Genomic DNA, 15,773 nt, shown 5'->3' with positions numbered 1-15,773 from the left:
GCGGCATGTCCGCAGGCCAGCAGCGTTTGCGTTCGTCCTCGGAGCCTTCCATGTCCAACAACGTCTTGCGCGCAGTTGCTATGGCTGCCGCGTTGCTGCCTTCCACCTGGGTCGTTGCGGCACCACTTTCTCTTGACCAGGCGGTTGACCTGGCCGTCCAGCGTTCACAGGCGACTCGCTCTGCCCGCTCCGGTGCCCTAAGCGCTTCCGAGATGGCCCGTGCTGCGGGTCAGCAGCCCGACCCGATGCTGAATGTCGGCATCGACAACCTCCCGGCCACCGGCTCCAACCGCTTCAGCACGGCTGCCGAGGACATGACGATGAAACGCATCGGCATCTCCCAGGAATGGGTCCCTGCCGACAAGCGTGCTGCGCGAGAAGCGGCTGCGGGCGCTGTTGTGCGCCGGGAGTCCGTGATGGAACAGGTCGCCGCCGGCGAAGCCCGCCAGCAGGCCGCTATGGCCTACATCGACGCCTTTTACGCGAGTCAGTCGCTGAAGCTCACGGCGCTCAATGAGATGCACGCCCGCGAAGAGCTGGAGGCCGGCAAAGGGCGGCTGTCCACGGTGTCCGGAAGCAGCGCCGAAGTCCTGGGGCTGACCAGCGCCCTCGGTGCCGCCGAGGACGAATCTGCCGACATGCGCCAGCGGCAAGCCGCTTCACTGGTGGCGCTGCAGCGCTGGACGGGTTCGCCTTCTGACGAACTCGTCGAGCCACATCTGGCCGTGGTTCCGACTCTGGATGAGTTCGTAGCGGCCCATCCGCTCGTAGTCACCAAGCAGCGCGACATCGAGGTAGCCCGCCAAGAGGCAGAAGTGGCTCGGCTGAACCGCCGACCGAACTGGACGTACGAGGTCTCCTATGGACAGCGCCAAGGCCGTGCCGACATGGTGTCCTTCGGCGTGAGCATCCCGCTCACGGTGGCGCCAGCGGCCCGACAAGACCGGGAGACTGCCGCCAAGCTGGCCATGGCCCACAAGCTGGAAGCCGAACTCGAGGAAGCCCGCCGCGCGGCCGCGGGTGAATACGCGGCGCTGTCCAGCGACATCCGACGCCTGCAAGAGCGCATCGAGCGCTTTCGAGCGGGCGTCCTGACACCGCTGCACCAGCGCACTGCCGCGAGTTTGGCGGCGTACCGCTCCAACCAGGCCGGCCTTGTGATGCTGTTCGAAGCCCGTCATGCAGAGGTTGAGGCGCAGCGCAAGGTCCTGGCGCTTCAACGAGACCTCGCCAAGGCTCAAGTCCAACTTGTTTTCAAGCCGATTTCCCAAGGAGCAGCGCAATGAGCCGCGTCCAACTCACCGTCATCGCCGTGGCCGTAGCGCTCATCATCGGAGGCTGTGCCTTCTACCTGGGTCGGAGCACCGCGGGCTCGCAGGGCACGCAGGCGGCTACTGCGCCAGCTGCATCTTCCGCGGGGGAGCGTAAGGTGCTGTATTGGCACGACCCGATGGTGCCTGGCCAGAAGTTCGACAAGCCGGGCAAGTCGCCTTTCATGGACATGCAGCTTCAGCCCGTCTACGCCGACGAGGCGAGCGATTCCGGCGTGAAGGTCAGCTCCCAGGTGCAGCAGAACCTCGGCATCCGCACGGCGATGGTAGAGAGGGCGGAGGTCAGCTCGACCTTCGATGCGGTCGGCACCGTCCAGTTCGACGAGCGGTTGAACGTCGCCGTCCAGACGCGAACAGCCGGCTACCTGGAGCGACTGAACGTCCGCGCGCCGATGGAACGTGTTGCCAAGGGCCAGGCACTCGGCACCGTCTTCGCACCGGAGTGGCTGGGGCCGCTGAACGAACTCATTGCTCTGAAACGCTCGGGTGCGTCAGCTGAACTGGTGGCCGCGGCCAAGGAGCGGACTCGTGCGATGTCCATCCCTGCTGACCTGGTGCGTCAGGCGGAAGAGGGCGCCACGCCGCCGCAAGCCCGATACACATTAGTCGCACCGGCAAACGGCGTGGTTGCCGAACTGGGCGTACGTGAAGGCGTCGCCGTATCGCCAGGCATGACACTCTTCCGCATTGCCGGCCTGGAAAAAGTGTGGGCCGTGGCCGAGGTGCCTGAGGCGCAAGCAATTCGCTTGGCGCGCGGTCAGAAGGTCTCCGCGATGCTCCAGGCCGACTCGAGCCAGACCTTCACCGGCACGCTGCAGGAGATTCTTCCGCAAGTGAATTCAGCCACCCGCACACTGCAGGCCCGTTTCGAGGTCGACAACAAGGGCGGCAAGCTGGTTCCGGGCATGCTGTTGCGCCTTCAGGTGGCCGGTGCCAGTTCCTCGCGTCTGGTCGTACCGGCTGAGGCCGTCATCCGCACCGGGACTCGGGCGGTCGTCATCGTCCGCAAGGACAACGGTGCGTTCGAACCGCGAGACGTGCAGCTCGGAGCCGACTTTGGCGACCAGCTCGAGATTGTGCAAGGTCTGGTGGAAGGCGACCAGGTCGTAGCCAGCGGGCAGTTCCTGGTGGACTCCGAGGCACGATTGAGGTCAGTGCTTGGGAGCCTCGCCGCCGCCCAGCCAGCGTCGGCCCCGGCGCCCGCATCTGCGCCGGCGGCCTACTCGGCCCAGGGCAAGGTCGAGGCGGTCGATGCGGACAGCATGACGCTCGCGCACGGTCCCATCACTGAGCTCAAGTGGCCGGCGATGACGATGCGCTTTAACAAGCCCAGTCCGACGGCCTTCGCCGACGTAAAGCCGGGCGACACCGTGCGCTTCGAGTTCAAGAAGAAGGGCGATGAACACGAGCTCGTGTCGGTCCACCGGATGGGAGGCGCCAAGTGATTGCTGCCCTCATTCGCTGGTCAGTCGCCAACCGATTCCTGGTGCTCATCGCGACGGCGTTCCTGACAGCCGCCGCTGTTTTCTCCGTGGTCAATACGCCGGTGGACGCTCTTCCGGACCTGTCCGACACCCAGGTCATCGTGAGGACGACCTACGCAGGCAAGCCGCCCCAGGTGGTCGAAGACCTGGTCACCTATCCGTTGACAACAACGATGCTCAGCGTGCCCGGGGCAAAGACCGTCCGCGGCTACTCGTTCTTCGGGGACTCGTTTGTCTACATCCTCTTTGACGACAAGACGGACCCCTACTGGGCGCGCTCTCGGGTCGTCGAATACCTGAACCAGGTGCAGAGCAAGCTCCCAGCCGGCGCGACAGCCGCGCTGGGACCAGATGCCACGGGGGTGGGCTGGGTCTACGAATACGCGCTGGTCGACCGGACTGGCAAGACCGACATCGGCCAGCTGCGCGCTCTCAATGACTGGTTCCTGAAGTTCGAGCTGAAGACGGTGCAGGACGTGGCGGAGGTCGCCAGCGTCGGCGGCATGGTGCGGCAGTACCAGGTCGTGCTGGACCCGTACCGCATGCGTCAGCTCGGCGTGACCCAGGCGACGGTGATGGAGGCGCTGCGGAAGGCCAACCAGTCCTCAGGTGGTTCGGTGGTCGAGATGGCCGAGACCGAGTACATGGTGCGCTCCCGCGGTTTCTTGAAGTCGCTGGACGACTTCCGCGGCATCCCCATCTCAGTTTCGGGAGCCACGCCGGTGCTGCTGCAAGACGTCGCGTTCGTGCAGGTGGGACCGGAGATGCGCCGCGGCATCGCCGAGCTGGACGGGGAGGGTGAGGTCGCCGGCGGCGTCGTGGTCATGCGTTCTGGCAAGAACGCGCGAGCGACCATCGAAGGGGTCAAGGCCAAGCTTGAGCAGCTGAAACCCAGCCTGCCCAAAGGGGTCGAGGTGGTCGACACCTACGACCGCTCCAAGCTCATTGACCGCTCCATCGACAACCTCAAGGTCAAGCTGACCGAGGAGTTCATCGCGGTGGCGGTGGTATGCGCCATCTTTCTGTTCCACCTGCGCTCGGCGTTGGTGGCCGTTATCTCATTGCCCATGGCCGTGGGTATTGCGTTCATCGTGATGCGTTCGCAGGGTCTGAACGCCAACATCCTCAGCTTGGCGGGCATCGCCTTGGCGTGCGGTGCGGCCCTCGACGGTGTCGTCGTTCTACTTGAGGCAGCCCATAAGCACATCGAGGGCTTCGAGCATGAGCACGGGCGCCTGCCGACGGTTGCAGAGCGCTGGCAATTGGTCACAGAGGCCGCTGTTGAGGTTGGCCCGGCTCTGTTCTTCTCGCTGCTGGTCATCACGCTGTCCTTCCTACCAGTGTTCACGCTGGAGGCGCAGGAGGGGCGGTTGTTCTCACCACTGGCCTTCACTAAGACGTACACGATGGCTGCCGCTGCGGCGCTATCGGTGACGCTGGTGCCGGTCCTCATGGGCTTGCTGGTGCGGGGCCGCATCCCCCACGAGACTTCGAATCCACTCAATCGCTTCCTGATGCGCATCTATCGACCGGCGTTGGATGCGGTGCTGCGGTTCCCGAAGGCCACTCTGGCCATTGCCGGCGTCGTCTTGGCGTTGACGGTCATCCCGCTCACAAGGGTTGGCGGTGAGTTCATGCCGCCGCTGGACGAAGGAGACCTGCTCTATATGCCGTCGGCACTGCCGGGACTGTCGGTGTCCAAGGCCACCGAACTCCTGCAGCAGACTGACCGTCTCATCAAGACCGTGCCAGAGGTTGAACGGGTTTTCGGAAAGGCCGGTCGCGCGGACAGTGCCACAGACCCCGCGCCCTTGGAGATGTTCGAGACAACCATCCAGTTCAAGCCCCGCGAGCAGTGGCGTCCGGGGATGTCTCCCGAGAAGCTTGTGGAAGAGCTTGACCGAGCCGTCAAGGTGCCGGGCCTCTCCAACATCTGGGTGCCGCCCATCCGCAACCGCATCGACATGCTGGCCACAGGCATCAAGAGTCCGGTTGGCATCAAGGTCGCGGGCACGGACCTGGCAACCATCGACAAGCTGGCGACGCAGATTGAGTCGGTGGTGAAGAACGTGCCGGGAGTGTCGTCTGCCTTGGCCGAGCGACTGACGGGTGGGCGATACATCGACGTCGATGTCGACCGTGCCGCGGCCGCCCGCTATGGGATGTCCGTCACCGACGTTCAGGCCATCGTAGCCACTGCCATCGGTGGCGAGAACGTGGGCGAGGTGGTCAGCGGGCGCGAGCGTTTCCCTATCAACATCCGCTACCCAAGGGAGGTGCGCGACTCCTTGGAGCGGCTGCGAACCTTGCCGTTCGTGACCGAGAAGGGCGCCCACCTACTGCTTCAGGACGTCGCCCAGGTTCACATCGAGGAAGGTCCGCCGATGCTGCGCAGTGAGAACGCGCGCCTGTCCGGCTGGGTCTACGTCGACGTTCGTGGACGAGACCTGCGCTCGGTCGTGAGGGACATGCAGGCGGCAGTGACCAAGCAAGTTGCGATGCCAGCTGGCTACGCCATCTCCTGGTCTGGTCAGTTCGAATACTTGGAACGCGCGACCGAGCGGATCAAGGTGGTTGTGCCGGCGACCCTGGCAGTCATCTTCGTGTTGCTCTACTTGCTGTTCCGCAAGGCGACCGACGCGGTGCTGGTGATGGCGGCCGTGCCCTTCTCGCTGGTAGGGGGCTTCTGGGTGGTCTGGCTGCTCGGACACTCGGTGTCGGTGGCCACAGCGGTGGGCTTCATCGCCTTGGCGGGCGTGGCCGCGGAGTTCGGCGTCGTGATGCTGGTCTATCTCGAGAACGCCTTGAAGCGCCGCCTAGCGGCGGGGGAGCCCGACAACGAGGCGACGCTGCTGGCTGCCATCCGAGAAGGGGCCGTTTTGCGCGTGCGTCCAAAGGCCATGACCGTGGCCATCGTGCTTGCGGGCCTCATCCCGATGATGTGGGGTCACGGCACTGGGTCCGAAATCATGGCTCGCATAGCCGCACCCATGGTTGGTGGCATGGTCACAGCGCCGCTGCTGTCAATGCTGGTGGTGCCGGCGGCTTGGTATCTGCTTCACCGAAACAGGGACAAAACAAGTCGCGTCTACCAGAGCGTTGGCGAAGAGGCTGTCAATCTGCGCTAGGCGTCCGAACTCTTGGGCGGCGGTTGCGTCACGAACCGCATGCCCGTCTTCGCGGGGCAGCGCGGCCTTCTACACGACCAAGTCGTCGCGGAAGGACCATGGTGAAGGTTGCCCGCGGCAATGGCCGCGACGACCTCTTGAACTCCGCGCCGGATGGCGCGGAAGGCCTTCATGCGGGCCTCGCTGCCGGAATACCAGGTGGTGTAGACGTACTCCCGGTCGGTCTTCGAGGGATGACACACAAGATGGCGCAGGTCTTCGCGGCCGGAGCGGCCATTGGCACGCTGGGCGGGTTGATCGGTCTGGGCGGCGCTGAGTTCCGGCTACCGGTGATGATTGGCATGTTCGGCTTCGCCGCGCTGCACGCCGTCATTCTCAAAAAGCCCATGAGCCTGGCGGTCGTCGCGGCGGCTTTGCTGTTCCGCATCAGGGCCGCCCCGCTGGACATGGTGCTCGCGCACTGGCCAGTCGTGGTCAACCTGCTGGCCGGCAGCCTCGCTGGTGCGTGGCTGGGCGCCGGCTGGGCCACACGTATGCGGCACCAGACGCTCTACAAGATCATCGCTGCGCTGCTGCTGTTAATCGCCGTGGCCTTGGTGGCCGGGCACTCGCTGCCAGGGCATGGAAAGCCGTTGCTGGTGGGGCCGGCTCAATGGGTGGCAGGACTATTGGCGGGCTTCGGAATAGGCGTGGTCGCTTCGCTGATGGGCGTGGCCGGCGGAGAGCTGCTGATCCCGACGCTAGTGCTGCTCTTCGGCACCGAAATCAAGTTGGCCGGCAGCCTGTCGCTCGCTGCAAGCCTGCCCACCATGATTGTCGGCTTCACGCGCTACAGCCGGGACAGCAGCTTTGAGGCGCTCGGACAGAACAAGCCCTTCGTGCTGGTCATGGCCGCCGGGTCCCTGGTCGGCGCCGGCATCGGCGGCGCGCTACTCGGCATAGTGCCGTCGGCAGTGCTACTGCCCTTGTTGAGCGCGATCCTGGTGATATCGGCGGTCAAGGTTTGGCGGCACAAGTGACCGCTTCAAGCGATGCTGTATGGCGCCTGCCATTCGGGGTGCCGCATCGAAACCGCCACCTGCCTCGCAGTACGGGCTAGCTTATCGTTTTGAGCGCTTGCTACGCGAATGCGGCTCGCCAAAGGCCCAGCAAATCGGGATGCAGATGAGTACCGGAATCCAGGCGCCAAGGATCTTCTGTCCAACGTAGTCACCCGTGAAGAAGAAGTACGCGATTGCCGTGAACATGCCGGTGTAAACCAGCCAGCCCTGCCAGGTCAAAGGCCAGGACCACCCCAGGCCGCTTTCCTTGGCCTTGAACCAATACTTCCGTTCCGGGTTCATGGCGATCTAGATCTGGACGCGTGTTCCCAACTCGACGACCGAGTTGTCCGGTAGGCGGAAGAACTTGGCGACGCCACCGGAGTTGCGGCTCAGGGCCGCGAACAGGCGCTCCCGCCAGTTGGCCATGCCGCCACCAGGCGTTGGCACGACGGTCTCGCGGCTCAGGAAGTAGCTGGTCTCGAAGGGTTCAACGCGCAGCCCCTTGGGCTCGCACAGGGCCAGCGCCGCGGGCACGTCGGGTTCTTCCATGAAACCGTAGTGGACAACGACGCGCCAGAAGCCCGGGGCGATCTGCGTCAGGGCGACGCGGTCGGCCTGGTCGACGCTGGGATGGTCGTGGAACTGCACGTTGAGGATGACGTTGGTCTCGTGCAGCACCTGGTTGTGCTTGAGGTTGTGCAACAAGGCCTGCGGCACGAGCGTCGGTTCGGCCACGGTGTAGACGGCCGTGCGCTGGGCGCGATGGGCGCCGCCGTGGGCCAGGCTCTCGATGAAGGGCTCCAGTTCCAGGCCTTCGCTGCGCAGGCTTTCCATCAGCAGCTTGCGGCCGCGCGCCCAGGTGCTCATCAACACGAAGAGCATGAGGCCGAGCGCGAGCGGGAACCAGCCGCCATCGAAGAACTTGATGGCGCAGCCGGCGACCAGCAGCGCATCGACGGCCAGGAAGAACACGGTCGCGCCAACGGCCAGTGGTGCGGGTAGCTTCCAGCCGTCGCGGATGACGAAGAAGGTCAGCACCGTGGTGATGAACATGGTCAGCGTGACGGCGATGCCGTAGGCTCCGGCCAGGGCCGAGGAGCTACCGAACATGAACACGGCGCCCAACACGCCGGCCAGCAGCGCCCAGTTGACGGCCGGCACATAGATCTGGCCCGACTCGCTCGCCGAGGTATGGCGCATATTGACGCGCGGCAGGAAGCCCAGCAGCACCGCCTGCTTGGTCATGGAGTAGGCGCCCGAGATGACGGCCTGCGAGGCGATGACGGTCGCCAGCGCCGCCAAAACCACCATGGGCAGGATCAGAGCTGTCGGGAAGAGGCGAAAGAAGGGGTTGTCGATGGCCGAGGCATCGCCCATCAGCAGCGCCCCCTGGCCCAGGTAGTTCAGCGCCAGCGCCGGGAAGACGAGGCCCATCCAGGCCAAGCGGATGGGCTTGACGCCGAAGTGACCCATGTCGGCGTACAGCGCCTCGGCACCGGTTAGAGCGAGCACGATGGCGCCGACGGCCGCGAACAGATGCCAGCCGCGCTGGCTCAGGAAGGCCCAGGCCTCCAGCGGGTTCAGCGCCGCGAGGATCTGCGGCTGCTGCACGATGTGCACCACGCCGATGGCGCCCAGCACGCCGAACCAGATCACGATGATGGGACCGAACACCTTGCCCACCGACGCCGTGCCATAGCGTTGCACGACGAACAGGCCGATAAGGATGGCCGCCGAGATGGGCAGCACATAGGGCTTGAGCGTCGGCGTGGGCGTGACCACCTCCAGGCCTTCGATGGCGCTCATGACCGAGATGGCCGGCGTGATGACGCTGTCGCCATAGAACAGCGTCGCGCCGAACAGGCCCAGCAGCAGCAGCGCGCGGCGCAGCTGGGGGCGTTGTTGCACGGCGTGGGCAGCCAGCGCGGTCAGCGCGAGGGCACCGCCTTCGCCGCGGTTGTCGGCGCGCAGGATGAGGATGACGTACTTCAGCGTGACGACGAACATCAACGCCCAGACGATGACCGAGGTCGCGCCGATGAGGTTGTGGGTGTTCAGTGCAACGCCGGTCGCCGGCAGGAAGACTTCCTTGAGGGTGTAGAGGGGGCTGGTGCCGATGTCGCCGTAGACGACGCCGATGGCACCCAGCGTGAGAGCGGGCAGGCCGCTGCGTTTGTTATCAAGGCTCATGCGGTAAAGACCCGAAGGGGATACCGCAGTTTGCTGGGTTCCGTATAAAGAACTTATAAAGATGAATGACAGCCAACGGCAAGCTGCCGGGCACAGCGACGACTTAGGCGCGCGGTCGCGTCACTTGCTGCCCCAGCGCCACTGCGGCGGCTCACCCTTGAGCCAGCACATGCCGAGCAGGCCCATGCTGATCACGGCGGTGTAGGCCATGAACAGCCAGGTGCCCAACTGTCGCTGAAAGACGACGCCCGCGGCGACGAGCAGGGCGAAGACGGCCAAGACCACCCAGCCCTGCCAAGTGCGCGGGGCACCCCAGCCCCATCCATATCGCTTGGCAGGGAACCAATAGGCGCGTTCGCCTTCGTTACCGGCCATGGTGGCCTCCACTGGATGTTGCTCTCGGGCGCACCTCATGTCCCGAGTTCGACCACGATTGGCCTCGCAGCGTCACCAGGCCTTCCGGCTCAGAGGTGAAAGCAAACCACTGCGCGTCCGTACCGCCCTTGCGCAACACTGCCTGCCGCACGTGCAAGCCGACCATAAGGCCAGCAACCACGACAACCGCCAGGGCGCCGCCGACCATCGCGCACCAAAACAGCCACGTGGCCGTCGGCATGTTCGGCGCCAGGCTGCGGCCAGCGACTGCAAGGATGGCGCCGATAGCCAGTGCGGCCAGCAGCACTCGCGTCGATGTCTTGGCCCGTTCTCTGGAAGTTTCCATGTCAACCTCTATAGGTAGTCACTCCAGTGCCCACTGGTCTGCGATGGATCAGTGCCAGTTGACGGCTGCCCGCCACCCCGGCCCCTGCAGCCTCGACGTCCATTCGCTGTAGACAAGCTTGGCGATGCGGCGCAGCTCGGTGACCCGCTGGGGAAGTTCCTTGAGGATGAGGGCCGGCGGCTGAACCGCCGGGCCATGGGCTCGCGCCAGCTCAGCGGCGCTCTGGCTGCACCAGTCGCGGACGATGCCATCGTCGACCTTGTTCAGGCAATGCTGGCCATAGAGCAGGCGCCGTGCGCGTGCCGGAATCTGGAAGGTCTCATAGTGCCAGTTGAAGGCAGTGATCTCCTGGGCCCGCATCAGCGGGCGGCCTGCTGGCGTGACCTGCAGGCGGCTCCAGCCGATGTTGGCAAAGCCGGTGCGCTCCACACGCGCGCCCATCGCACGGGCCAGCATCTGGCCGCCGAAGCAGTGGCCCAGCATGGGCACGTCGGCTTCCAGCGCACGCCGCACCAGGTTCAGCTCGGCCTGAATCCAGCCGACTGGCTCATTCACGCTGCGGTTGCTGCCCAGCAGCACGATGCCGCTGAAGTCACTGGCCTGGTGGGGCACGAAGTCGCCGTGGTCTGGCATGACGATCCGCGTGTCGATGCCGGCCTGCGTCAGATGATCAAGGAGCTGCCCCGGGCGTTGGGTGCTGTCGTGCTGAAGGATGAGTACCGGTCTCATGAAGCTGGCTCACGTGCTGGTGTGCCATCTGTGAAGGAGACTCCAATCTAGGACTTCCGGTATTAGGTTCGTATAAAGATTCGAAGCCGGGGTAGCAAGAACGCCTCAAGGTGGAGGCGATGGCTCAAGCCTTGGGATTCAACCGGTAGCCCACGCCCGCTTCCGTAATCAGCCAGCGGGGCCGATTCGGATCCGCCTCGATCTTCTTGCGCAGATTGGCCATGTGGACCCGCACGTAGTGCAGGTCGTCCATGTGGTCCGGCCCCCAGACGGCCTTCAGCAGGTGCTGATAGGTCATCACGCGGCCCGGCGCCGCGCAGAACTCCTGCAACAGCCGGTACTCGATGGGCGTTAGGTGCAGGCGCTGCCCATCTCGGCTTACGTGCCGAAGGCCGCGGTCCACCACGATGTCTCCGAAGCTGAACACCGGGTCACCATCGTTGCCCGCGCCACCGTGCCGGCGCAGCTGCACCCGCACGCGCGCCAACAGCTCGGCCACGCCGAAGGGCTTCACGAGGTAGTCGTCGGCGCCGGCATCCAGCGCCTGGACCTTGCGCTCCTCGCCCTCGCGGGCCGACAGCACCAGGATGGGCGAAGTCGACCAGCCGCGGAACTCGCGGATGAAGTCCAGGCCGTCGCCATCAGGCAGGCCGAGGTCCAGCACGACCAGCTCGGGCCGGCGCGTCGCCGAGTCGATCAAGCCACGCTGCAGCGTCCCGGCTTCGAAGACTTCCAGGCCTTCGCTTTCGAGCGCCATGCGGACGAAGCGCCGGATCTCCGGTTCGTCCTCGACCATCAGCACGCGTGCTGCGCCCATTCATGCCTCCTTCACTGATGCCGGAGGCTGGCCGAGAGGAAGCTCGACCCTTACGCAGGCGCCGCCGCGGGCAACATTGTGGGCAGTGGTCTGCCCGCCGTGGGCTTCGACGATGGCCTTGCAGATGGCGAGCCCCAGGCCCACGCCAGGCGTCGCGCTCTCGCGGTCGCCACGCTCGAACTTGTCGAAAAGCTGGGCCTCGCGGCCGGCAGGGAAGCCCGGGCCGGAGTCAGTCACGTCGATTTCTAAGTGCCGGCCGGCGACGCGAGCGCCGATGCGGATCGGGCTGCCCGCTGGGGTGTACTTGGTCGCGTTCTCCAGCAGGTTGACCAGGACGCGCTCGATCAGCACGGCGTCCAGCTGCACCAGTGGAAGGTCATTGGGCAAGTCGACCGCCACCTCGCGGCCCGCCAGCACCTCGTCCAGGCTCGCCAAGGTCGTGCCGACCACTTCCTGCAGCGGCATCCACTGGCGGTTGAGCTGCACCGTGCCGGACTGCAGCCTGGCCATGTCGAGCAGATTGCTGACCAGCGCGCTCATGCGCAGTGAGGACCGGCGCATGGCGTCAGCTACCTCGGCCTGGGCCGGACTCAAGGTGGGTGGGGCGAGCTTGAGCGCGTCCGCCAGCCCCACCAGGGCAGCCAGCGGCGTCCGCAGGTCGTGGGAAATGGCGGTCAGCAGCGAATTGCGCAGCCGCTCGGATTCCATCTGCAGCGTGCTGTGCTGGGCGACCTCGATGTAATGGATGCGCTCCAGCGAGATTGCCAGCAAGGAGGCGCAGGTGTCCATCAACTCGCGCTCGTCCGGCAGCCAGCGCCGGCCCTTGCTTTCGACGGCGAGCACCCCACGCAGGCGCATCGGCGCCGTCAACGGCAGCATCAGGCAGCCGCTAGCGGGCAAGGTGTCTGTGCCCTGACCGGCGGGCTGACCATGATCAAAGGCCCACTGGGCAACGCCCAGATCCGGTTGGGCGCCCGCGCCTGGCAGCACGGCCAGCACCTCGCGCCCGGTTGTGGCAACCAGCGGCGGCGCCAGCACGGCCGAGGCGATGCCGAACTCGGCGCGCAGGAATCGCGCTGCGATCTCCGCCACCTGCTCAGGCACCAGTGCGGCACCCAGGTCGCGCGACATGGCGTACAGCCCGCGCACGCGGCGCTCACGCTCTTGGGCCGCCTTGGCCTGGGCCTGCAGTCCGGCCGCCAACTGGCCGATGACCAGGCCGACGAACAGCAGCACCGCAAAGGTGACCACGTATTGCGCATCGGTCACCGCGAAAGACCAACGCGGCTCGACGAAGAAGAAGTCGAAGGCAGCTACGCCGAGCAGCGCTGACAGTCCGGCCGGCGCCCTACCGAACTTGAGGGCGACGCCGACGACATTCAGCAGGTAGAGCATCGCGATGTTGGTCGGCGCGATGAACTCCAGCAGCAGCTGTACAAGCAGCGTGGTCAGCCCAACGCCAACGAGAGACGCCGCGTAGCCCCGCAGAGTGTGCGGCGCAAACAGCCCACTCGCCTGCTGCACCGGTGCCTCGCGCTCACGCGTCGCGGTGGGCAAGGCCACCTGCAGCACGTCCATCTCTTCGGCTTGGCGATTCAGCGCCTCGGCCAGCGAAATTCTGCCCGGCCAGCGCCAGGCGTTCTCGCGACGGCCAACGACCAGGCGCGACAGGTTGTGCTCGCGCGCATAGCCGACCAGGGCCGCCGCCACCTCGGGAGCCGAAAGCACCGCCGTGCGCGCACCGAGAGACTTGGCCAACTCCAGCGTCCGCTGAATCCTGGCTCGCGCCGCGTCGCCCAGGGCACGCGCCGTCTCCACATGGACGGCGTGCCAGTCCAGCCCGAGCTGCTGCGCCAGGCGTGCAGCGCTGCGCACGACCTTGTCGCTCGCGGCGCCCGGGCCGACACAGGCCAGCAGCGATTCACGATTGGGCCAGACAGATGCGGCGCTGTGCTCGCGCCGATAGGCCTGCATCTGGTCGTCAACGCGGTCGGCAGTGCGGCGCAGGGCCAGCTCGCGTAGCGCCAGCAGGTTGCCCTTGCGGAAGAAGTTCCTCGACGCCCGCTCCGCCTGGGCCGGCAGGTAGACCTTGCCCTCCTTCAGCCGCTGCCGCAGCTCGTCTGGTGGCAGGTCGACGACGACCACCTCATCGGCTTCGTCGAAGACCTTGTCCGGCAGCGTCTCCCAGACGCGGATGCCGGTGATGCCGCCGACGACGTCGTTCAAGCTCTCCAGGTGCTGGACGTTCAAGGTGGTCCAGACCTCGACACCCGCCTCACGCAGCTCCAGGGCGTCCTGCCAGCGCTTGGAGTGGCGCGAACTGCGGGCGTTGGTGTGCGCCAGCTCGTCCAGCAGCAACACGCCGCCAGGCTCATCGCGCCCCCAAGCAAGGGCGGCATCGAGGTCGAACTCGCGCAGCGTCTGGCCGCGATGTTCAACCTCCTTCAGCGCCAGGCGCTGCAGGTCACGCGCGATGGCTTCGGTGTCGGCGCGCCCATGCGTCTCCACGACGCCCACTCGCACTGGCCGGCCCTGCAGCTTTGCCGCGTGGGCCGCGGCCAGCATGGCGAACGTCTTGCCGACGCCCGCATTGGCCCCGAAGAAGATCTTCAGCCGGCCACGCTTTGCGGCGGCTTCGTCGAGCTGCACTTTGGCCAGCAAGGCATCGGGGTCGGGGCGCGTATCAGTCACGGCAGGTTCACAGCCTCTTCGGGCGCTCGAAGCACCGGGAATTCGTTGCTCAAGGCGCTGTGGATCAGCGTGCGCACTTCATGACGCACGCGAACAGCGCTTCTTCCTGGCACGAGCGTCGCGTCGTGCCGTCCATTCCATCACTCCCCAGACCGCTGCCAGCGGCAGGGCGACAACGCCCATCGCCAGCAGCGCATACAGGTAGTCCACTCTCTCACCTCAACGCACGGCGGCCGGCGCTGCCAACGCATCGAGCGCGAGGTTGAGCTTGAGGACGTGAACGCGCGGCTCGCCGACGAAGCCCAGCCAGCGGCCCTCGGTCTGCAGTTCCACCAGGGCCTTCACCTTCTCGACCGGCAGACCGCGCACGCGGGCCACGCGGGCGACCTGGTAGTCCGCCGCAGCGCGACTGATGTGCGGGTCCAGACCGCTGGCCGACGTCGTCACGAGGTCCACCGGCACCGGCTTGGTGTTGCCCGGGTCGGCAGCGCGCAGCGCCTCTACACGCGCCTTGACGGCGTCCACCAGGGCGGGCGCGGTCGGCGACAGGTTGGAGCCTCCCGAGTTGCCAGCGTTGTAGGGCATCGGGCCGGTGGCCGACGGGCGACTCCAGAAGTGGCCGGGGTCGGCAAAGGTCTGGCCGATCAGCGCCGAGCCGACGGTCTTGCCCTCGTGGACGATGAGGCTGCCGTTGGCTTCATTCGGGAACACCGACTGGGCCACGCCGGTGACGACCAGCGGGTAGGCCAGGCCGGTCACCAGGCTCAGCACGACGAACAAAGTCAACGCGGGCCGCCACAGCGGCACTTCCGTCGTGGCAGCCGACGTGGCGGGGGTGGAAAGAGTCGTGGTCATGACGAAACTCCTGTTCAGAAGGTCTTCTTCAGGCCGACCACCAGCGTGGTCTTGCCGAGGAACTTGCCGTTGGCCGGGCTGGCGTAGAAGCTCTTGTCGGCATCGGTGCCGACAACGGCCCCGCTCAGCACCAGGCCCGAGAAATCCTTGGCCAGCGTCAGCGAGTAGTCGGTGTACGAACCCGCCGCCAGATGCTTGATGGTCTGGTGGCCGACATGGGGGGCCAGCGTGATGCCGTCGCCGAGGTCAAAGTTGGCCGTGACGTCGAAGTAGCCGCTGTTCTTGCTGTTGACGTTGCCGAACAGATTGGTCGTGCTGTGCGAATACTTGGCCGTCACCGGGCCGAAGGTCAGCGCGCCATAGACCTCGAAGGTGTTGGCATTGGCGAAGCCCGGCATGTTCTTGAGGTTGTTGCTCGGGTAGAGGTAGTACAGGCCGCCAACGTCCAGCGTCAGGCCCTTGGCGACCTCGGTCTTATAGCCGCCGTAGAGGTCGATCTCGACATCGGAGTCGCCACCGGGGATGTCCTTGATCCACTTGATGGTCGACGCCCAGGTGCCGACATAGAAGCCGTTCGGGGCAGCGTAGTCGATGCCGCCCTGAAGAGCGGGCTTCAGGCGGCTTTGGGAGATGCCGCGATAACGGTATTCGCTGACGGCGCCGACGTTGAACGACAGCGGGTCGGCCGGCGCCGCAGCCTCTTCAGCGAAGGCAGGAACAGCGGCGACGATGGCGAGCAGGGAAACGAGAGTTTTCATGACGGAGGGAGAGAAATCGGGGGCGC

General features: G+C 65.8%; 12 protein-coding genes. 4 read left to right on the top strand and 8 right to left on the bottom strand.

Going from position 1 to position 15,773, the window contains the following annotated elements; all coding sequences use genetic code 11:
• Positions 1-50: 50 nt before the first annotated feature.
• From LXT13_RS11595 to LXT13_RS11580, 4 genes are all read left to right on the top strand, one after another.
• Positions 51-1,286 carry a TolC family protein gene (locus tag LXT13_RS11595; protein ID WP_233372089.1) on the top strand — a complete coding sequence of 412 codons (1,236 nt, stop codon included), beginning with the start codon at positions 51-53 and terminating at the stop codon, positions 1,284-1,286.
• Positions 1,283-2,776, top strand: a complete 1,494-nt coding sequence (locus LXT13_RS11590; RefSeq protein ID WP_255719426.1) for an efflux RND transporter periplasmic adaptor subunit — start codon at positions 1,283-1,285, stop codon at positions 2,774-2,776. Before LXT13_RS11595 ends, LXT13_RS11590 begins: the two co-directional genes overlap by 4 nt.
• Entirely contained in the window at positions 2,773-5,943 is a 3,171-nt protein-coding gene (locus tag LXT13_RS11585) for an efflux RND transporter permease subunit (RefSeq protein WP_233372087.1), read from the top strand. The genes LXT13_RS11590 and LXT13_RS11585 overlap by 4 nt, the downstream gene beginning before the upstream one ends.
• A 245-nt stretch (positions 5,944-6,188) precedes the next feature.
• Positions 6,189-6,962, top strand: coding sequence for a sulfite exporter TauE/SafE family protein (locus tag LXT13_RS11580; protein WP_233372086.1), 774 nt, complete (start codon positions 6,189-6,191; stop codon positions 6,960-6,962).
• 81 nt (positions 6,963-7,043) lie between these two features.
• Here the strand turns inward: LXT13_RS11580 and LXT13_RS11575 are convergent, their stop codons facing one another.
• From LXT13_RS11575 to LXT13_RS11540, 8 genes are all read right to left on the bottom strand, one after another.
• Positions 7,044-7,286 (bottom strand): hypothetical protein, encoded by a 243-nt coding sequence (locus LXT13_RS11575; protein WP_233372085.1) that lies wholly within the window; start codon positions 7,284-7,286, stop codon positions 7,044-7,046.
• Between the two features lie 6 nt (positions 7,287-7,292).
• Entirely contained in the window at positions 7,293-9,176 is a 1,884-nt protein-coding gene (locus LXT13_RS11570) for a potassium transporter Kup (RefSeq protein ID WP_233372084.1), read from the bottom strand.
• A gap of 120 nt (positions 9,177-9,296) precedes the next feature.
• Positions 9,297-9,551 (bottom strand): hypothetical protein, encoded by a 255-nt coding sequence (locus tag LXT13_RS11565; RefSeq protein ID WP_233372083.1) that lies wholly within the window; start codon positions 9,549-9,551, stop codon positions 9,297-9,299.
• Between the two features lie 394 nt (positions 9,552-9,945).
• A complete protein-coding gene (locus LXT13_RS11560) occupies positions 9,946-10,626 on the bottom strand; it encodes a type 1 glutamine amidotransferase (protein ID WP_233372082.1) in 681 nt (226 codons plus the stop codon).
• A 124-nt stretch (positions 10,627-10,750) separates the two neighbouring features.
• The gene (locus LXT13_RS11555) at positions 10,751-11,443 is read right to left on the bottom strand and encodes a response regulator (protein WP_233372081.1); all 693 of its coding nucleotides are present in this window, start codon (positions 11,441-11,443) and stop codon (positions 10,751-10,753) included.
• The gene (locus LXT13_RS11550) at positions 11,444-14,134 is read right to left on the bottom strand and encodes a DUF4118 domain-containing protein (RefSeq protein WP_233372080.1); all 2,691 of its coding nucleotides are present in this window, start codon (positions 14,132-14,134) and stop codon (positions 11,444-11,446) included.
• Between the two features lie 219 nt (positions 14,135-14,353).
• Positions 14,354-14,989: a potassium-transporting ATPase subunit KdpC gene (kdpC, locus tag LXT13_RS11545; RefSeq protein WP_233372079.1), complete on the bottom strand. Its 636-nt coding sequence runs from the start codon at positions 14,987-14,989 to the stop codon at positions 14,354-14,356.
• Positions 14,990-15,003: 14 nt separating this feature from the next.
• The gene (locus LXT13_RS11540; RefSeq protein WP_233372078.1) at positions 15,004-15,747 is read right to left on the bottom strand and encodes a TorF family putative porin; all 744 of its coding nucleotides are present in this window, start codon (positions 15,745-15,747) and stop codon (positions 15,004-15,006) included.
• Positions 15,748-15,773: the final 26 nt, after the last annotated feature.

The organism is Pelomonas cellulosilytica (assembly GCF_021353265.1).
Lineage (GTDB): Bacteria > Pseudomonadota > Gammaproteobacteria > Burkholderiales > Burkholderiaceae_C > Pelomonas > Pelomonas cellulosilytica.
This window is presented reverse-complemented; position numbering and strand designations above follow the sequence as displayed.